Below are 18,599 nucleotides of genomic sequence, written 5' to 3' on the forward strand. Positions count from 1 at the left end.
TAAAGATATTTATCGAACTTAACCACTATAGTATGAAAATAAGTACTAGGAAAATATATAAAAATTACTAATAACTCAAAAAAGTATTAATCTGCAACTCATACTATATTCCTTTATCTATTATTTTTTTAATTCTTTTATAACTACTGAGCTGAATTTTTTACAAAGTTAATTTAATATTGTCATACAGATTGGTTAGGAAAGAGAAAAATTACTTGATTATTATATTAGCGGATAATAAGAGACACTATTATATCTGGGAGTATCCAATAACTAATAAAGGAACAAGTCTCTAAACGACATAAGTCATTTTTTAGCAAGTGGATAAGTTGAAAGTTATTTATTTTAGTAAAATATAAATAGTTAACTGTTAAAGCTAATTTTTAAACTCGTGAGAAATGAAAATATTTAAAAAAGTTTATTTTTGTATAGTCCATAACTTTCTTAAAACCTTATCTATCTCAACAATATCTATAATCACGGGAACCTATTTTGTATATTGTTATTGTAAAGATTCTTTTTGTAAATTTCGAGCCTTAAAAAAAGTTTCTAAACTATGAGCATCACCAACATAGCGCCAATGCCAAGGCTCATAACTAATGTTTTGAATATTATTTGGTGGAAAAGATAGCTCAAAACTATATTTAGCTGCATTTTTCTTTAACCATTTAAAAAGAAGTGTATTTTCAAATTCTATATTCAAATGTGTTGAAGGAGAGTCACCATCTCCAATGTCAATCGCATACCCTGTATGATGTTCACTGTATTGAGGAGGTGCACTAACTTCAGCTCTTTTTCTTGTCTCCTCATTTTGGCGCCGCTTTACTTCAAAAAATAAATACTCTTGTTGATTAAAGGTTCTAAATCCAGATATTGGAACTAAGGTGAAACCATTCTTTCTTGCATCTTGTTGCATTCGTAAGAAGTTCTTAGCCGCTTTTGTTCTGAGCTTGATGCGCCCATCACTAGTAACTGAAATCAAATCCTCTAAAGAGGCTTCAGTATAGGGCAAATGACCAAGAACATTTTCAATTTTATTAGTAGTCAAGTTTGACGAAGGAGCAAAATCAGTTGTTGCTTTAGAAGACAAGAATAATTTTTGTGATGTTGGGGGAAAAATGCGTGTTATTAAAAAAACACTAAAACTAAGAACTCCAAAACTAACTAAACCTACTGTAAGAAAGTTAGTCTTTCGAGGTGTGCTAGGTTTATAATTCGGGGTGTCCCTCGATGCTTCAGGTATATCTAAAGACATTCCTTGCTTTTGTTTTCCCTTCATGGATTAATAGTTGATGGTATTTTTTTAGTATTTTTACTCATATTCTAAAGGTAAATATAAAGTTAATAACAATATTGATTGTAAGTTGTTAAGATAATTTTTCTTATCTGTAACTGATTTTTTATAGTTATTAGTTCCTTGATCTTACCTCAGAACAATTGATATATGTAGAAATTACTATTCAAACAGTATTTATTTAATTGTAAAAAAAGTAATAATCATAAACTTAATAATCATTAAGATATTGACCTATTGCTTTTAGTCCCATAGTTTACAAATAAATAATATAAAAAATATTACTTGAATCGGTTAAAAAATTATCAATACTTTAAGTTTAATAATAATCGAGTACTTAACATAGCATAAAATCATCAATGTATAATAATTTTGACAGTTATACAAGTAATACATCTATTTTTTTTAATATCAATAAAATAGCAAATCTTCTTGATTCTATTAGTCAAGAAAATTTGTTATTTCATTGATATTATCATTTTTAGCTAGTAAAAACTTACGAAAATACTTTTATAGAATTAAGTATAGTTATAAGTTAATTTACATATAGGAAAAATCATATAAAATTTTCTTTTTATAAATCTAATTAATAAATCAAAAAAGGTTTTTAGTTAAATAAAATGAAATATAGGAGGTTACAAAAATTAGTTTAATTGTTGAACAAAGTTATTCGCAACTATTGTATGCAGTGCTTTTCATTAATTATATTGTATTATAAAATACCCTTATTAACTCTAAAAAAACTTGAAATATAATTTTTATAATCAATGATACTTAAGGTAAAAATAATAATTTTTTATTTTTTATAAATGAAAAAATTATATTGGCAATAGAGAAAAATATTTGATAGCTATCGTAAATATTTTTAGAAAAACAATACAAAATATTTTGTCAGTTTTAATTTAATGATATAGTTAAAATCACATTGATAATGTAATGATAAGACACAATAAATAATGCTTAATCATAGGTTTTTTCAGTTATCATTTTTAGTTAAATTATTCTTTAATTTTGTTCTTATTAGTTTTATTTGTTTAGGTTTATTAGCCTGTAACAACAATTTTGAAACAACTTCTCTTAAAATCAAAACCAACTTAGTTCCTATTTTTGAAAACAAATTATCAGAAGTTCCTCCTTCAGATACCATTCAATTGTTAAGTGAAAGTTTAAAAAAGTATCACCCAAAGATAGAAATTGTTAGTCCTAAGCCATATGAAATGCTGTCAGACAATAATGTGTCTGTTAAATTACGGTTAACAGATTATCCTTTATTTAAAAATGAAAAATTAGATTTGGGCCCTTACTTACATCTTTTCGTTGATAAAAAATCTTATAAAAAAATTTATGATTTGAGTGAACCAATAATTTTAGAAGATTTAGATCCTGGAACACATACTATTAGGGTTTTAGTTTCTAGACCATGGCATGAAAGCTTCAAAACTAAGGAAGCATATGCCCAGACAACATTTCATATATTTACAGAAATAGACAATAATTCTCCAGATCCTTCTCTACCTATGCTTACATATAATAGTCCCCAAGGTGATTATGGTGAAGAGCCTATTATGTTAGATTTCTATATATCTAATTTATCTTCAGACCCATTAAAAAATAGTAATATCAATAACAAAAAAATCGACTGGCGTGTAAAGGCAACTATCAATGGAGAAGCATTTATTCTAAATAAATTAGAACCCATTTATCTAAAGGGTTTTAAGCCAGGTAAAAACTGGATTAAGTTAGAGTTAATTGATAAAAATGGTGAGAAAATTAATAATATTTTTAATGATGCAATACAGTTAATTAATTACGATCCTAACAAAAAAGATATATTATCTAAATTAATTCAAGGAGGATTATCTAATCAGTTAGCCTATTCTATAATTGATCCAAAATTCCCACAAATTCCAGAGATAATTATTGAAGAAGAACCCCTTCCTCCTCAGCTAAAAGAAATAACACCTTCTGTCGAAAATGAAAAAGAGTCTCAGAAAAATAGTAATCTTTCAGAACAACTAACATAGTTACAAAATTTATGGGCTTTATAAAGCTATAGTTAAGTTTTTTGAGTTATGCTTCAAAGCTGAACTATTCTAAAAAGTATCTAGAGACAATTTACCCAATTAAGCTGGAGTGAGGTTATCGTGTTTATCAAACACTCACACATATTAGCAGGATTAGCTCTTAGCTTATCCTTTTTCGGTATCAATCCTGCTCAGGCAGATACCAACCAAAAAGAGATTTTCCTGAGTCAGTTGAGAGGTTCCGCGATTGAAGATCCTATCGATGTATATCGTGCAGATTGGTTAAAATTTAAGTTTGAAGACTATGCTATTGGTCGTATTCGTGGAGTTACTGGAGATGTAGCTCAAATCCAAATCATTTCAGCTGGTCAAAGCAAAGATGCTCATATCAGAATGCATTATGATGTTGGAATGTTTACTAAAGGTGAAAGAGACGTTTGGCGTGTTAGTACCCAAATGCCTCGCCAGTGGCCTACTCTTGTAGCCGGTTCTGATGTAATCATGAAAGAGGTAGATGGTCAATGGGTTATTATTAGCCCTAAAAGATCTGATTTAGATGCATATTTTGCGTATGCTCAACCTAGTTGGATATCTCGTTTAGACTTGAGAGAAGTGCCTCTAGTTACACGTACAGATATTAACTGGGGTCGCCCTGATGTAAGTTTACCTCCTTTACAACCTAATCAGAAGGCTCCAGCACCAGAGCCAGTTCCTGGTATGTGGTAAAGGTTTTAATTTAGATTATCACTTCAATTTAAAGACTAAAAGCAACACTTTATAGTAAGGTGTTGCTTTTAGTCTTTAAATTGAAGTGATAATCTAAATTCTTAATATAATCTTTTTTATTTAAGAAACTAACTAGATAATTTACTAAATATGTATTTCAAGTCTTTATCATAGAATCAATGTAATACATTATTAAATGTTTCTATTTTTCAAGTAACACTCATCTTAGTATGTTTTCTAATGAGCCAATTATGTAAAAGAATCATAGGTTTAACTGGTGGTATTGCTACTGGCAAAACAAGTGTTTCTTCTTATATTAAGAGACACTTTAGTATTCCTGTCTTAGATGCAGACGCATATGCTAGAAATGAAATTAGATTAAATTCTACTCTTTCTAAACTTATCAAGCAACGATATGGGAAAAGCATCTACTTAGAAAATGGAGACTTAGATTATCAGAGATTAGGGAATATAATATTTTATGATGTCAAACAAAAAGAATGGTTAGAAAATAAAATCCATCCCTACGTTAAACAAATATTTATTACAGAAATTAAAAAAAGTAAAAGTAGAACTCTGATTTTAGATTTGCCGTTACTTTTTGAATCCAAACTAACTTTTTTGGTAACAGAAATCTGGATTGTATATTGTAATGAACAAGAGCAGTTGAAAAGGCTAATGAAGAGAAATTCTTTGAATAAGAAAGATGGAATTATACGTATGAAAAATCAATTACCATTTAAAGATAAAGTAAAAACAGCAGATTATATTCTTGATAATTCTTCTACATTCGAAAATCTGTATATTCAAATAAATGAAGTTATAAGAAAAACTGACTTATATTAAGTTCTACTTTATTTTTTATAATATGTAGATACTTTGAGATTAACAATTGAAAAAGCTAATATTATTAGAAATAAAACTAGCCCAATTGTACATGCATAATTAATATCTAAATCATGAAATGCTTTTTCATAGAGGTAATAAACAATTGTTTTAGAGCTGTTTAAAGGTCCTCCTTGAGTCATAATATAAACCTCTTCAAAAGTTTTGATAGCAGAAATAGAAGATATGACAGCAACCAGGAGTATATAAGAACGCATCAAGGGGATTGTGATATCTAAGTGTTTTTGCCAACCATCTGAACCGTCTATAGCAGCAGCTTCATATAATTCTTTAGAAATTCCTTGCAATCCTGCTAGATAAATCATCATATAATATCCTAAACCCTTCCAAACTGTAACAAGCATGACACTCCAAATTGCCATTTTAGTGCTAGTTAGCCAAGGAATTGCATCTATTCCTAAGTAGTTAAGCATTTGATTAAATAATCCATTAGAACTATACAAAGCTTTCCATGTAATCCCTACAACAACCGTTGAGATAATTACCGGAATATAAAATGCTAAACGAAATAAGCTAATACCTCTTAAATTGTTATTAACTAAAATAGCTAATAGAAGTGGAAGTGAAACTAAGAGAGGAACTACCCCTAAAAGATATAGTATTGTGTTTATTAATGTTTTCCAAAATGCTGAATCTTGTGATAGCCTATAAAAGTTTTCTAGACCTATCCAATTAGAGGGTTTTGTTAGATCGTAGTTATATTGTGTAAAGCTTAGATAAAAGGCTTGAAAAGTAGGAATTAATATAACAATTCCAAGTAAAAATAAAGCTGGAAATAAGAATAAATATGGTGTAAGTTTTATTAATAATTGCTGTTTAGTTAGAGTTACAGGTTTCACAAAAGATTCGATATTTACTTTAGCTCTACCCGAAATAGTAACACAGGAAATCAAAAAGATCTTTAAATAATAATTCAACTTCTTTTATCATAAGATATATTCATAATCTGTAAATTAATAAAAGTAAACTTATTAATGAAAAATTAATGACTAGTATGATAATAAAAAGATACTTGACAAGTATTAAAGTATAAAAAATACATCTCAAAAGCTATATCATATTCACTTATATGATTTTGAATTAGTTTACTTTGATATTTAAAAAGTTTTATAAGATATTTTAGTATCTACAATTTATTGCCTAAATAATTTTAGTCTTTGGAAATCTTTCCTTATTGTAAATTAATAATAAATTTTCTTTATTCTTCATAAAAATAAATGCAAAACATAGAAAATTTTCATATCTATTAACATGAAGAAATTCTGCTCGTTACTTGAAAATTTATTGAACAAATAGCTAATACAGCAATTAACAAGTTTTTTGATCTATACGTTATGTTTCGGTTAATAAATATTTATTTAATTATATTTTTTCTTTGCAGCAAAATTAGTTATTTACTATTATCATATAGTAATTCTAATAATAATTTTAATTGAGGTTAAGGTTTTCATTATTTGTTATGAGTCAAAACTACGAAATTTCTCAACCGCTTCCTCCTAGTGTCAAACGTGCCTCAACTATTCTTCAATGGTCAGGAAATATTGGCTTTTGGACACAATTAGTATTAGGAGTATTGGCAGCAGCTCTCCTGTTTTTGTCTTTAGCAGGATTAGTTACACAGGATAAATCATCAGAAGGAACTTCTTTTAGTGTTTTTTGTTCCATTTCTGGTGTTATAGCACTTATGATCAGCACATTTATTTGTTTTAGATACAAGAAAATTGCTCAATTAATGAAGAATCCTGAACCAAAGGCTAGACCTAAAAAATCTTCAACCTTACAGTTGATCAGAGCAGGATTATTATCTAATTTAGTAGGTATTTTCTTGTCAATTATTGGTGCAGAAGGCTTTGTTGGGATCCTTTGGAGAAAGCTTTCTAACATTCCTCAAGGTGCAGCAGTCTACGATACTGGTAAATTACCAACTCCTAGCGAAATTTTATTACTTCTAGCTAATACACATACGATATCATGCCATTTTGCTGGAATTATAGTAGGTTTATATCTCTTAGATCGGTTAGATAGATAATAATTTAAATAATTTAGTACGGGATTAATGCAAAAAACAAGACTTAATACTTTGTATGAAACAATATATAATAACTTAAGCCGAACTTTTAGTAATCCTTGGCGTAATTTATTTTTAAATTTCACTAGTATTCTTGTAGGTTTTTTTATTGGCCAGGCTATTGCACTTATTGCAGGACAAGAGTCTTACTGGGAAATTACAGTTGGAATAATTTTACTAGTATTTACTGAAGTGAGTAGTAAAATTATCTATGGCAGAAAAAGAACCAAGAAAAAAATATTGTGGCTAGAAACCTTTAACTTTTTCAAGATGGGTATTGTTTATAGTCTTTATATAGAAGCTTTAAAACTTGGATCTTAGCTAAGTTTTTTAATTAGAATAGTTACAAAAATTGTTAATTTTCATATAAAAATTAATTTAAGCAAGTTTTGTATAATAGATAGAAGAAAAATTATTTAGTATATGAACCTTAACTATCTTATATATAATTTTTTATTCTTAAATTAGAATCTTCATTTAGAATTTATTGAAAAAAATATAGTATTACTTGCATGCTGGAATAATCAATTTGATTTAGTGGAATTTATATGTAATAAGACTGAATTAAATTTAATTTAACAAAAATAATAATTATTTAATTAAATTTATGAAAAAATCTTCAGTGATAGGAATCGACCTTGGTGGAACCTATATTAAAATTGGACAATTTCTTGAGAATGGATTATGTATTAACTTCTCAACAATAGAAACTCCCAGACCTGCTACTCCTGAAGCTGTAGTTACAGCTATTACACAGATAGTTAAAGTTTTAAAAAAAGATTGTGATTCTATAGCTTTAGGGGTCGGAATACCTGGACCAGTAGATTGTACTAATAGAATTTCTAAAATAGCTATAAATTTATCAAACTGGAAGAACGTTTCTTTAGCAGACCTATTGGAAAAACATACTCAATTACCTACAGTTATCGAGAATGATGCTAATTGTGCAGGTTTAGGAGAAGCTTGGTTAGGTGCAGGAAAAATCTACAAGAATTTAATAATGTTAACTTTAGGGACTGGAGTTGGAGGAGCAATTATTCTTGATGATCAGCTATTTACAGGACATTTAGGAACCGCAGGAGAGTTGGGATTAATCACCTTAGATTTTAATGGCCCTATCTGTAAAAGTGGTAATAGAGGATCACTAGAACAATTTGGTTCAATTCAAGCAATTCGTCGTATGACAGGCAAGGATCCAGCCGAACTTGGCTCTTTAGCTAAGGAAGGACACAAGGAAGCTATTCTTTTCTGGGAAAAATACGGACAATTACTAGGAGCAGGGTTAGCAAATATAATTTATATATTAACTCCAGAAGCAATAGTTATAGGTGGTGGAATTAGTGGCAGCATGCCTTTTTTCCTCGAAGCTACTTTAAAAGAAATTGAGCAACGTGTTTTGCCAACTTCTCGTACGAATCTTAAATTATTAGAGGCAAAATTAGGAAATAAGGCAGGTATGCTTGGTGCTGCTAAACTTGCCTGGAATCTTGTTAACAACATCAGCAATAAGTTTAATTAGTGTTATTGAAAGCTTTACTCAAAGATGTTGTCTGAGAATTTTGATACTTTCGTTGTTTTTTTATCAAGTAAGTTAAATAACTTTTTACAAGCAATTTCTTGACTCTCTTTTATCTGTCCATAGGAAAGTATCCAAGGTAATTGTTGGGCTATATTCATTTTTGTAAACCAATTTAGTACATATGGACTTCCATAAATAATCAAACCTTGAAGAAGAGAAGTAGAAAATAATTTTAAATAAACTTCTTTAGATGCATCACATAAACCTGCACTTGCTCGAAAAGGATTACCTCGTGCAAAGATTTGTAATAGTGTTAGATAGTTATCATCTAAAATACTTTGAAAATTAGTAGATTCTACTATTTGAAGATCATAACCTAGAGATTTAGGTATAGTTATTCCAGGAGATTGCTGAATTAAGAAAGGCATACTAAGTAAATCATCAACTACTATTAGATTACGTTTCTTGATTTTTACAATTGTTTTTAATGGTAGTTTCGAGCTTGTTCTTATAGAGTTATAAATGATATTAGTTACGGCTTTTTTAGTCTTCTTGTTTGATAAAGTATAAACCGAATCAATATTGTTTTTATAATTACATATTTTATTTTTTGCTTTCCAAATCTTATCAAGAGATTGATCGATTGTTTCTATTTCTAGCTCTCCAGATATAACTGAATCGTAAATAGCTTTTATAGTATTCTCTGGATCATCTGGCATTAATAATACATTAGCACCAGCTTTAATAGCTCTAATAGCTATTTCTTTAGGAGAAAAATATTTTGATATTCCTCCCATCATTAATGCATCTGTAATAATTAATCCTTTAAAGTTAAGCTTTTCCCTTAATTGTTTAGTTAAAATTTTCTTAGATAAAGTTGCTGGATTTTCTCTATCCCAAGCATTAATTAAAATATGGGCGCTCATTATACTATCAATTTTCAAACTAATCGCTTCTTTAAAAGGAACTAGTTCTAAATTGTTTAATCTTTTAGAATCATGATTAATTACAGGGAGTTCAATATGAGAATCATTACTCGTGTTACCGTGGCCTGGAAAATGTTTAGCTGTTGTTAATATAGGATGGTTTTTTGCACCTTTAATAAAAGCTTTGGCTAATTGAGATACTACATCAGGAGTTTCGCCAAAAGAGCGAATATTAATGACGGGATTGTTTGGATTATTATTGATATCAACTATTGGTGCTAACATCCAATTAATTCCGATAGATAACGCTTCTTCTGCTATCATCTCTCCCATACTATAAGCTAGCTTAGTAGCAGTTTTTAAATCATGTTTTGCAATTTCTCCCAGGGCCATTGGAGGTGGAAAATGGGTTCCCCCTGAAAAACGTTGGCCTACACCTTCTTCAATATCTGCAGCAATAAACAACGGAATATTTGATAGTTTTTGAAGTTGTCTAGTTCTTAGTGTTATTTCTCCAGCACTTCCTCCTAATAAAATTACTCCACCTATATTTAAGGTGTTTAACCAACTAAATAATTTATCATTAGAAACTTCCCAGGCTGGATAACGTATTTCGTGATCAAATAAGCAACCAGAAGCACGGACGATAATCATTTGTCCGATTTTTTGTCTCAAAGTGAATTTTGTCCAATCGGGTAGCAAAAAAACCTCAAAAGCTTATTAAAGTTATAACTATTTTAATGGAGAAGGGTCTTGTTCAGTTACATTGATATCTTTGAGTTCGCTTAGCAAATATAACATTTCATTTCCTTTCTCAATACCGTAATCTTGGAAAAATTTTACATCTGGAGCTCGCCTTAGTCGTATACGCTGTGCAAGTTCTTTCCTGACATAACCTTCTGAAGACTTAAGCCCTTGCATTGTTTCAAATTGTACTTCTTCAGTGCCATAGATACTTACGAAGATTTTAACATGTTGTAAATCTCCTGACAAATCCACGTTAGTTATACTAATCATGCCGGCTCCTACTCGATCATCTTTTATATCAAAGAGAAGCATGTTGGAAATTTCACGTTTAATTAATGAGGAGATACGAGATACTCGACGACTATTAGCCATATTGATCTTCTATTATCTGTAATAAATAATATCCAGTTTGTCACAAATAAAACTGTTTATATTGTACTTGTAACATAGCATATTAAAGTTGCATATCATCCAATTCACAATGTTGCTATGTTTATTTCTATATCTGATAAATAGATGACTTACCCTCCACCTACTATAGTTACAACTTCTAAATTATCTCCTGTTTTTAGAAAAGTATTCTCCCAGTACTCTTTATGTAAAATTTCTCCATTATATTCAATAACTACTAAATATGGATTAAATTGCATTTCTTCTAAAAATTGCGGCAAATTCATTTGAGATATGAATTTTTTAGGTTTTCCATTAACTTGTAAGGTTATCGTTTCGATGTTATTCATAAATAATTTTATATTTATTGTTAGAAGCTTATGGAATCATAACAAATAATTAAATTCACTATACTACATAACATTTATAAATTTATACATATTATTTTTTGAATCTTTAACCCATCTATAAAGTTTGGTTATATATCTTTGTTAGGATTAAGATAAGTAATTTTTTAAAAGGAACTTTGTCATCTCCTCAGGATTATCTGCTTCCATAATCAAGCGAATTACAGCTACTTGCTTCACCCCTAAGTCAGTAATATTCTTAATGTTATCAATATTAATTCCTCCAATAGCAAACCAAGGAATAGTACATTTATTAATTACATAGTCCAAATAGTCCGACTGAATTGTTTCCTTTTCTGGTTTATTAGGTGTTGGATATATAGGTCCAACACCTATATAATCTGCCCCTTCTTCTATTGCTTTCTCCATTTCCAAAGGATTTGTTGTTGAACACCCGATAATTTTTTGAGGACCAATTATTTCTCTTGCTATTTTAATTGAAATATCTTCTTGTCCTATGTGTACTCCATCAGCATTGATAGCTAATGCAATATCAACTCTATCATTCATAATAAATAAAGCATCATATTGATGACACAACTCACAAAGTTTTCTTGCTACTTTTATATAAGAACTATCACTTATATTTTTTTCTCTATATTGTAATATTTGTAATCCACCTTTTAAAGATGACTCAACTACACTAAACAAGTTTTTTATAGGTGAAGTAATTAGGTATATTGATGCTTTACAGAGTTGTTTGTGATTTGAGTATCTTATTAAAGAACTTTCTAATATATAAACCTCATAACGAATTTTTTTAAAAGATTTTCCCATTTTGCTATCGTAAAGTTTTCCATACTCTTCCAATACTCTTAGAGCTTCTTGAACACGGCATAAATTAGCCTGTAAAAGCTCTTCAACATTATTTTTCACTTCTTCTTTTGGATGTGATAAATCTATTCCTGGATCATTTTCAGTATTTCTTGATAAGCGCAACTCATAAGTATGCCAAAGAGCAAGCTCTTGTCGTATGTCTTTGCAAGTTTTAGCTAAGTGACCTTTTTTAATGCCAAAACGACACCATTCTTCTATAACTCTTATTCCTTCCCTAGCTCTATCTAAATTGGCATCTAGAATTTGAGAAATTAAAAAATTATTATTCATTGTATATTTCCTAGTTTCAAATAATTATATATTTCTAAACTTAAGATAGAAAGGGCACACTGTTTTCTAACAATGTACCCTTTCTGTCTTAATGATTGTCTTTAGTTTCATTTCTATTGCTAAAAATAATCTATTTTCAGCAACAGAAATGAAATTACTATTTACAACACCTAGAACTTAACTATTTCTCAATATGCGCTAATCTCGTTTTAAGCATTTCTTCAAGAGACTCTAATGCTTGTGTAAACCCTTTAATTCCTTCATCGAGCTTATCATAAGCCATTTGATTTTCCTTATGCATCTTATCAAAAGTAGCTTTATCGATAGAGATTTTTTCAAGATTCATACTTGTAGCTTTATTTGGGTCAAGCTTACGTAGTAATTTATCATCAGTAGATTTTAATTCTTCTAGAAGTTTAGGAGAAATAGTTAATAAATCACATCCTGCTAATTCGCGAATTTCTCCAACATTTCTGAAACTTGCTCCCATAACCTCAGTTTTATAACCAAACTTTTTGTAGTAATTATATATTTGAGCTACTGAGATTACTCCAGGGTCTTCTGAAGAAGAATAATCTTCTCCTGTATTTTTTTTGTACCAATCTAGAATTCTCCCAACAAAAGGAGAAATTAAAGTAATATTCGATTCTGCACAAGCAATTGCTTGATGTAAACCAAACAATAAAGTTAAATTGCAGTGAATACCTTCTTTCTCTAAGACTTCTGCTGCTTTAATACCTTCCCAAGTAGAAGCAATTTTTATTAAAACACGTTTACGAGAAATTCCTGCTTTTTCGTACTCAGAAATTAAAAAATGTGCTTTTTCAATAGTTGCTTCCATATCATATGATAAACGCGCATCAACTTCCGTAGAGACTCGTCCTGGTATTATTTCAAGAATCTTTAACCCAAAACCTACTGCTAATCTATCAAATGCCAACGTTGTAACATCAGACTCACTTGCGTTTTTACCCAATTCTTTTCTTGCAGTTATTAAGGTATTATCTACAATAGATTGGTATTGCGGCATCTGAGCTGCAGCTGTAATCAAAGATGGATTTGTAGTAGCATCACGAGGTGTAAAGGTTTCAATAGCTTGAATATCCCCAGTATCGGCTACAACAACTGTAAATTCTTTTAATTGTTCTAATAACGTTCCCATAATTACTCCTTCCGACACAAGTGAAAATTCTAAAATTTAAATGGATAACCTCAGTCTAATCAACCTGAATTGTGCTATCTTCTTAACCTTATCAGTTACCCCTTATTTCAGTAAATAATTTCAGAAATTCCTTAATGATTTAATCTTCTCTTATCTACAGATTATTGAGCAAAATTTCTAAAAAATAAATCAGACATTATTATTCACAAACGAAACAAAGCAATGATAATTATTTAAAAATTTTCTCCTTCTGAGCGAGAATTTGTTGAGCCCTGGGGATTTAAAAACAAATTTCCAGCAGCATCATTAGGATAAATACAGTTAATACTAGGCTTACTTTCAAGAGATCCAACAAAGCCAAAAGTATTCATTCGATTTTTGCAGTCTCTGACTTGCTCTCCTGATATTAATCTTTTTTGTTCTAATATGGTCATGTTAGAACGACGTAATACACAACCAGGCTGCATTTGTGGTTGAGTTGCATAAACACTAAAAGGATTTAAAGATAAGAATATACGCATATCTGTGACAATGGCGCTTGCTCCATACTGTACACAAAGTTCTGGATTGGGAGCACTTTTATCAATAACTTCTCTAGAAACGACATTCTGTGGATTAAAACTTGCATTAGAAGTTATTCCAATACCTACTCCAATTCCTAATATAAAAGTGCCTCCAAATAAAGCAATTTTACTATAGTTAACATTTGAAATTATTGATTGTTTTGAAGAATAACGAGAATAAGTTCTGCGAGCCATATTATTACTAAATTTACTTTGTGTATATTGAGTTTACCTTTCTTTATATCTAGTTAGAATGAAAAGTGTTATTTATTTCAATTTCTTTATATTTAAAGAAAGAGCCTATCATTTATAGTAATAAATGATTTAAAGTAATTTGAGATATTTTTGCAATAAACAACAATTATGAAAGCTTTACAGATAATAAAGATAGCTGGAGGAGCAGGTTTAATAGGACTAGGAGTTGTAATGATTGTCACTAATCCTGGAAAACATGCATATGAAAAGTACGCTACCAAAACTCTTACATCGTATTTAAAACAAGAGGTTTGTTCACAATCATCTGGAGTATTAGGAGGTTTCCTGTCAGACCACTGTAAAACCCTTGTAGATATAGGTAAGACTAACATTCATAAAGTTATTTCAAACAAAACTGTTCGTCAAAATTATTTACTATTTAGTATTTACGAAACTGAATTATTATTACCTCCTCCAATTTCTAATTATGAGTTTGAAACTATTGGAATATTTCAAAAATTTTATACTTATCAAGCTGATAAATTCTAGATTGGATGTTCACAATTAGTAATTATTTATATATTTTGCCTACTTAGATGTATAAATGTTGTTTTCATGTTTTTTATCTTAGAGAAAACATGACGCTTTAATACAAAATAAAATTACATTGATTAATTTTCAAAATATATATTTTTTGAACTTCTATGTAAATGAAACCGTCTAGGAAGTAGTTTGAATAATATTTTTTCTATCGTTATACTTATTCAAAATTTCAAAAAACATAAAAATAAATAATTTTAGTAATCGTTCTAAAGGTGATTCCTTTATATCATCAAAAAATAGATGATATAAATTTCTAAACTTATATTTAATATTGTGAGATCAAATTAAAATATGATTCCTCAAGCAGCAAATGCAATAGAAACCTTGATAAATCTAGCCCAACAGGGAGAAATTGATCCTTGGGATGTTCAAGTAATTGAAGTAGTTGATCGTTTTCTCAATGAGATAGAAAATACTCAACAGTCTGATAAAGTTTTTCAGCAAACTACATTGCCAAAATCAGGACAAGCTTTTCTATGGGCATCTATGTTAGTTCGCTTCAAAGCTGATACGCTTGATAGACTTCATTCGCAAAGCTTTACACAAGAAGAAGATTTCAATGAAGTTGACAATATTGAAGAAGATATTGTTAAAAAACAATTATTACGACCAGACTTAGAAAAGTATCTACGTCGTCGCAATGCAGCATTACCAACACGTAAGCGTAAAGTAAATTTACAAGAGTTAATTAGTTATATTGAAGAATTCGCAGAGGAATTAGAAGTATCAAAACCTTCTAAAAAACCTCAAAAAACACCTCGTGCTTATTCACAGAGGGAAGCTACAAAAATGGTTGTTGAGCTTGCACACCAGGAGAATTTAACAGAATTAGCTAAACAATTGGAAATTTTTCTTCAAGAAAAATTTCCACAATGTATTCAGAATCAAAAAAAAATTAGTATTGAAGATCTTCTAAGTCAATGGCATAAGGTCTCTAAACCCGTCAACAATCCTAAACTAGAAGCTCAAGATAGGGTTGGGATATTTTGGGCTTTACTACTTTTATCATCACAATCTAAAGTTGAGTTATTCCAAGAAGAGCTTTATCAAAGTTTATATATTCAAGTTTTATAAATATTTTTTTAAATTCTTATCGAGATTTTTGAAAAGTAAATGCTAAACTAAGCATTGTTGTTTAAAAAAACAATGGCAAAGATTGAGGAAAAGTATTCATGAAAGCCATGATTCTAGCTGCTGGCAAAGGAACTCGAGTTCGCCCTATTACTCAGACTATCCCTAAGCCTCTAATTCCTATTCTACAAAAACCTGTAATGGAGTTTTTGTTAGAACTATTACGAAAACATGGCTTTGATCAAGTCATGGTAAATGTTAGCCATTTGGCGGAAGAAATTGAAAGTTATTTCCGTGACGGGCAACGTTTTGGCGTGCAAATAGCTTACTCATTTGAAGGGAAAATTGTTGATGGTGATTTGGTGGGAGAAGCTTTAGGATCTGCCGGTGGATTGAGACGTATTCAAGATTTTAATCCTTTTTTTGATGATACTTTTATTGTATTGTGCGGAGATGCATTGATTGATTTAGATCTAACAGCTGCTGTCAAATGGCATAAAGAGAAAGGAGCAATTGCTACAGTTATTACCAAGTCAGTTTCAAAAGAAGTTGTTTCTAGCTATGGAGTAGTAGTAACTGATGAAGAAGGTAAAATTAAAACTTTTCAAGAAAAGCCTTCTATTGAAGAAGCATTAAGCACAAATATTAATACTGGAATTTATATTTTTGAACCAGAAGTTATTAATTACATCCCTCCAAATCAAAAATATGATATAGGAAGTGAACTATTTCCTAAATTAGTTAGTGAAAATACGCCTTTTTATGCAGTTAACATGGACTTTGAATGGGTTGATATAGGTAAAGTTCCTGACTACTGGCACGCTATTCGTGGAGTCTTGCAAAGAACAATTAAAAACGTTCAAATACCAGGTATTGAAGTTAGACCCGGTATTTATACAGGATTAAATGTCGCTGTAAATTGGGATAAGGTCAACATTCAAGGACCTGTTTATATTGGTGGAATGACTCATATTGAGGATGGGGCAACTATTATTGGTCCTAGCATGATTGGACCTAATTGCTGGATTTGCAGTAATGCCACTGTAGATAATAGCGTTATCTTTGAATATTCTCGTTTAGGCCCAGGGGTTAGATTGGCGGACAAATTAGTATTTGGAAGATATTGTGTAGACAAGACAGGGGCTGCAATTGATGTGCAAGCAGCAGCTTTAGATTGGCTAATTACAGATTCTCGGCAAACTATGCCTTTTGACCATCAAAATCAACAAAAAGCCATTGCTGATTTACTCAACCAAGGTCATCAAAACATTTATTAACAAGATACTTAGCTATCCTTTTAGAAGCCCCCGATTTTCCCATACGTTTTTTTCCATTTTTACTAATACTATTTATTAGCTTTTTATCACTTAATAATTTTTTTAGGACCTCACTACTATTGTTTGGCTTTTTAACCAAGATTACAGAGTGACCTAATAAGCGTGTTTGGCTTTCAGCGAAATATTGAGTAAATTGTGGACCTTCTCCAGGAAATGAAATAACAGGTTTACCTAAACCTACAAACTGTTCAGTGGCAGTTCCTGCCATAGCTATACCTAAATGAGATGATTGCAGGCATTCTTCATAAGCAAATTGTGTAAGTATTAAAGTAGCATTTTTCTTTTGAAATTGTAAGGCTTGAGAATCTTTTAACTTAATATAATCTTGATCCAATGTTTGGTTTTTCCAGTTATCATCTATTAGTTCTTTTTGAAAAGGTGTAAATTTTAAGCTAGGGGCAATAGCACTCAAAAAAAGAAAAGATTTTTTAGGGAAAGTTTTTAAAATAGTCTGAATAGACTGTAAAATCAAATTCCAGTTACGCCATGTTTCAGGAGTTCTTGAGCCAGGTAAAAGTAAAATAGTTATTTGATCTAAATGAGTGTCAAAACAAACTGTTGTTAACTTTGAAAAATCATTCATCATAGGGTTTCCCAAAGCATGAGCAAAAACTTTTAATTTACATAAGCTTGCTGCTGTTAGAGTATCTCGTACAAAAATACCTTTACATTTATTGGATCTCATCAACCAGCGTTCCCAAGGGTAATATACTGATTTAAAAAAGCGATCAATCATTGAAGTTGATGACAACCAACCACTTTCATCTCTAACATAATATTCTGATTTAGCAACTCCAATAAAAGCAAAGTTAGTATTACTTAGCCAAGCAAAAAATAAGGGAAGAATATCTCCAACTGCTAATATGATTCCATCTTCTTTCCCCCATTGATAAATTACTTTATATTGCTGATATGTTAGATTAATTAATCCTTTATTAACATCACGCAATAGTTCTGATATTTTTTGATTAAATCCTCCTGAAGGCATGTTACTAACTTTGCCTATAATTGGTATCTGATTGTTTTTAAAAGCATAACCTTCTCCAACTAAAGGAAGAGCAACAACCTCAGAAACTATAGAGTAAGTAATTAATTCTTTAATTATAGAAATAGCAATGGTATCTTCTCCATGTCCATTACTAATTACTAGAATCTTCATAAATTTTATTCAAATAACTGGTTAAAATATATTGTTATTTTGTTCTAAGATTTTTAGTAAAAATAGAATCTTTTTTGTCAATTTTATGGATTAAAAAGTTTAATCGAATTAAAATCAGAAACATTTACATTTAATTATTATTATTTACTATAATTTAATTTGATGATTATAGTATTGCTTCAAATAATTAGAAATGTAAATAATATTAATATTTCTAAGATTTAGCTAAATTCTTTACTAATTTAATTTACTAGTTAAAATAATTAACGTAATGAGTTTAATAAGTTAAACATTTTGTATCTGTTAAGTTAAAGTTTTACTAACTAGTATTCTGGAAACTTAATCTAAACAAAAGTTGAGGATTATTTGCTTCTGATTTACGAGAAGATGATAAA

17 protein-coding genes and 1 pseudogene are annotated in these 18,599 nt (G+C 29.8%); 9 read left to right on the forward strand and 9 right to left on the reverse strand.

From position 1 onward, the window contains the following. Positions 1 to 502: 502 nt before the first annotated feature. Complete coding sequence (locus UCYN_RS00920; RefSeq protein WP_012953613.1) at positions 503 to 1,279, reverse strand: M15 family metallopeptidase; 777 nt, start codon at positions 1,277 to 1,279, stop codon at positions 503 to 505. A 971-nt stretch (positions 1,280 to 2,250) separates the two neighbouring features. Between UCYN_RS00920 and UCYN_RS00925 the strand changes: the two genes are divergently transcribed. The 3 genes from UCYN_RS00925 to coaE all read left to right on the forward strand — a co-directional run bounded on the left by UCYN_RS00925 (position 2,251) and on the right by coaE (position 4,890). After that, positions 2,251 to 3,318 carry a hypothetical protein gene (locus tag UCYN_RS00925; RefSeq protein WP_012953614.1) on the forward strand — a complete coding sequence of 356 codons (1,068 nt, stop codon included), beginning with the start codon at positions 2,251 to 2,253 and terminating at the stop codon, positions 3,316 to 3,318. Positions 3,319 to 3,438: 120 nt separating this feature from the next. Further along, positions 3,439 to 4,044: a hypothetical protein gene (locus tag UCYN_RS00930; RefSeq protein WP_012953615.1), complete on the forward strand. Its 606-nt coding sequence runs from the start codon at positions 3,439 to 3,441 to the stop codon at positions 4,042 to 4,044. Between the two features lie 240 nt (positions 4,045 to 4,284). Then, the gene (gene coaE / locus UCYN_RS00935; RefSeq protein ID WP_012953616.1) at positions 4,285 to 4,890 is read left to right on the forward strand and encodes a dephospho-CoA kinase; all 606 of its coding nucleotides are present in this window, start codon (positions 4,285 to 4,287) and stop codon (positions 4,888 to 4,890) included. An 8-nt stretch (positions 4,891 to 4,898) separates the two neighbouring features. Here coaE and UCYN_RS00940 read toward each other — a convergent pair whose 3' ends face one another. Further along, complete coding sequence (locus UCYN_RS00940; RefSeq protein ID WP_041487713.1) at positions 4,899 to 5,789, reverse strand: carbohydrate ABC transporter permease; 891 nt, start codon at positions 5,787 to 5,789, stop codon at positions 4,899 to 4,901. A gap of 620 nt (positions 5,790 to 6,409) precedes the next feature. Here UCYN_RS00940 and UCYN_RS00945 point away from each other — a divergent pair. The 3 genes from UCYN_RS00945 (at position 6,410) to UCYN_RS00955 (ending at position 8,537) form a co-directional block, all read left to right on the forward strand. Next, positions 6,410 to 6,979: a DUF3611 family protein gene (locus UCYN_RS00945; RefSeq protein ID WP_012953618.1), complete on the forward strand. Its 570-nt coding sequence runs from the start codon at positions 6,410 to 6,412 to the stop codon at positions 6,977 to 6,979. Positions 6,980 to 7,006: 27 nt separating this feature from the next. After that, on the forward strand, positions 7,007 to 7,339 hold the full coding sequence (locus tag UCYN_RS00950) for a DUF565 domain-containing protein (protein ID WP_012953619.1): 333 nt from the start codon (positions 7,007 to 7,009) through the stop codon (positions 7,337 to 7,339). A 286-nt stretch (positions 7,340 to 7,625) separates the two neighbouring features. Next, complete coding sequence (locus UCYN_RS00955; protein WP_012953620.1) at positions 7,626 to 8,537, forward strand: ROK family protein; 912 nt, start codon at positions 7,626 to 7,628, stop codon at positions 8,535 to 8,537. 14 nt (positions 8,538 to 8,551) lie between these two features. Here UCYN_RS00955 and UCYN_RS00960 read toward each other — a convergent pair whose 3' ends face one another. The 6 genes and pseudogenes from UCYN_RS00960 to UCYN_RS00985 form a co-directional block, all read right to left on the reverse strand. Continuing rightward, on the reverse strand, positions 8,552 to 10,117 hold the full coding sequence (locus UCYN_RS00960) for a glycoside hydrolase family 3 N-terminal domain-containing protein (protein WP_012953621.1): 1,566 nt from the start codon (positions 10,115 to 10,117) through the stop codon (positions 8,552 to 8,554). 78 nt (positions 10,118 to 10,195) lie between these two features. Then, on the reverse strand, positions 10,196 to 10,582 hold the full coding sequence (rbfA, locus tag UCYN_RS00965) for a 30S ribosome-binding factor RbfA (RefSeq protein ID WP_012953622.1): 387 nt from the start codon (positions 10,580 to 10,582) through the stop codon (positions 10,196 to 10,198). 149 nt (positions 10,583 to 10,731) lie between these two features. After that, on the reverse strand, positions 10,732 to 10,950 hold the full coding sequence (thiS, locus tag UCYN_RS00970) for a sulfur carrier protein ThiS (RefSeq protein WP_012953623.1): 219 nt from the start codon (positions 10,948 to 10,950) through the stop codon (positions 10,732 to 10,734). Positions 10,951 to 11,097: 147 nt separating this feature from the next. Beyond that, on the reverse strand, positions 11,098 to 12,114 hold the full coding sequence (locus UCYN_RS00975; RefSeq protein WP_012953624.1) for a thiamine phosphate synthase: 1,017 nt from the start codon (positions 12,112 to 12,114) through the stop codon (positions 11,098 to 11,100). Between the two features lie 187 nt (positions 12,115 to 12,301). Next, positions 12,302 to 13,276 (reverse strand): annotated as a pseudogene (locus UCYN_RS00980) (transaldolase); the annotation flags it as partial. A gap of 233 nt (positions 13,277 to 13,509) precedes the next feature. Next, complete coding sequence (locus UCYN_RS00985) at positions 13,510 to 14,034, reverse strand: DUF3172 domain-containing protein (protein ID WP_012953626.1); 525 nt, start codon at positions 14,032 to 14,034, stop codon at positions 13,510 to 13,512. Positions 14,035 to 14,202: 168 nt separating this feature from the next. Between UCYN_RS00985 and UCYN_RS00990 the strand changes: the two genes are divergently transcribed. The 3 genes from UCYN_RS00990 to UCYN_RS01000 all read left to right on the forward strand — a co-directional run bounded on the left by UCYN_RS00990 (position 14,203) and on the right by UCYN_RS01000 (position 16,985). Further along, entirely contained in the window at positions 14,203 to 14,583 is a 381-nt protein-coding gene (locus UCYN_RS00990) for a DUF4359 domain-containing protein (protein WP_012953627.1), read from the forward strand. Positions 14,584 to 14,928: 345 nt separating this feature from the next. Further along, positions 14,929 to 15,711 carry a segregation/condensation protein A gene (locus tag UCYN_RS00995; RefSeq protein WP_012953628.1) on the forward strand — a complete coding sequence of 261 codons (783 nt, stop codon included), beginning with the start codon at positions 14,929 to 14,931 and terminating at the stop codon, positions 15,709 to 15,711. Positions 15,712 to 15,809: 98 nt separating this feature from the next. Continuing rightward, positions 15,810 to 16,985: a nucleotidyltransferase family protein gene (locus tag UCYN_RS01000; protein WP_012953629.1), complete on the forward strand. Its 1,176-nt coding sequence runs from the start codon at positions 15,810 to 15,812 to the stop codon at positions 16,983 to 16,985. On the opposite strand, the gene UCYN_RS01005 is transcribed toward UCYN_RS01000, so the two are convergent. Continuing rightward, on the reverse strand, positions 16,957 to 18,204 hold the full coding sequence (locus UCYN_RS01005) for a lipid-A-disaccharide synthase-related protein (protein WP_012953630.1): 1,248 nt from the start codon (positions 18,202 to 18,204) through the stop codon (positions 16,957 to 16,959). The two genes, UCYN_RS01000 and UCYN_RS01005, sit on opposite strands and share 29 nt — an antisense overlap. Positions 18,205 to 18,599 lie beyond the last annotated feature (395 nt).

The organism is Candidatus Atelocyanobacterium thalassa isolate ALOHA (genome assembly GCF_000025125.1).
In the GTDB taxonomy this organism is placed as follows: Bacteria; Cyanobacteriota; Cyanobacteriia; order Cyanobacteriales; family Microcystaceae; genus Atelocyanobacterium; species Atelocyanobacterium thalassae.

Excerpts from the sequence above, each read along its gene's own strand:
- UCYN_RS00920 (WP_012953613.1), bottom strand. The coding sequence starts at position 1,279 with ATGAAGGGAAAACAAAAGCAAGGAATGTCTTTAGATATACCTGAAGCA.
- UCYN_RS00925 (WP_012953614.1), top strand. The coding sequence starts at position 2,251 with ATGCTTAATCATAGGTTTTTTCAGTTATCATTTTTAGTTAAATTATTC.
- coaE (WP_012953616.1), top strand. The coding sequence starts at position 4,285 with ATGAGCCAATTATGTAAAAGAATCATAGGTTTAACTGGTGGTATTGCT.
- UCYN_RS00945 (WP_012953618.1), top strand. The coding sequence starts at position 6,410 with ATGAGTCAAAACTACGAAATTTCTCAACCGCTTCCTCCTAGTGTCAAA.
- UCYN_RS00950 (WP_012953619.1), top strand. The coding sequence starts at position 7,007 with ATGCAAAAAACAAGACTTAATACTTTGTATGAAACAATATATAATAAC.
- UCYN_RS00955 (WP_012953620.1), top strand. The coding sequence starts at position 7,626 with ATGAAAAAATCTTCAGTGATAGGAATCGACCTTGGTGGAACCTATATT.
- UCYN_RS00960 (WP_012953621.1), bottom strand. The coding sequence starts at position 10,117 with ATGATTATCGTCCGTGCTTCTGGTTGCTTATTTGATCACGAAATACGT.
- rbfA (WP_012953622.1), bottom strand. The coding sequence starts at position 10,582 with ATGGCTAATAGTCGTCGAGTATCTCGTATCTCCTCATTAATTAAACGT.
- thiS (WP_012953623.1), bottom strand. The coding sequence starts at position 10,950 with ATGAATAACATCGAAACGATAACCTTACAAGTTAATGGAAAACCTAAA.
- UCYN_RS00975 (WP_012953624.1), bottom strand. The coding sequence starts at position 12,114 with ATGAATAATAATTTTTTAATTTCTCAAATTCTAGATGCCAATTTAGAT.
- UCYN_RS00985 (WP_012953626.1), bottom strand. The coding sequence starts at position 14,034 with ATGGCTCGCAGAACTTATTCTCGTTATTCTTCAAAACAATCAATAATT.
- UCYN_RS00990 (WP_012953627.1), top strand. The coding sequence starts at position 14,203 with ATGAAAGCTTTACAGATAATAAAGATAGCTGGAGGAGCAGGTTTAATA.
- UCYN_RS00995 (WP_012953628.1), top strand. The coding sequence starts at position 14,929 with ATGATTCCTCAAGCAGCAAATGCAATAGAAACCTTGATAAATCTAGCC.
- UCYN_RS01000 (WP_012953629.1), top strand. The coding sequence starts at position 15,810 with ATGAAAGCCATGATTCTAGCTGCTGGCAAAGGAACTCGAGTTCGCCCT.
- UCYN_RS01005 (WP_012953630.1), bottom strand. The coding sequence starts at position 18,204 with ATGAAGATTCTAGTAATTAGTAATGGACATGGAGAAGATACCATTGCT.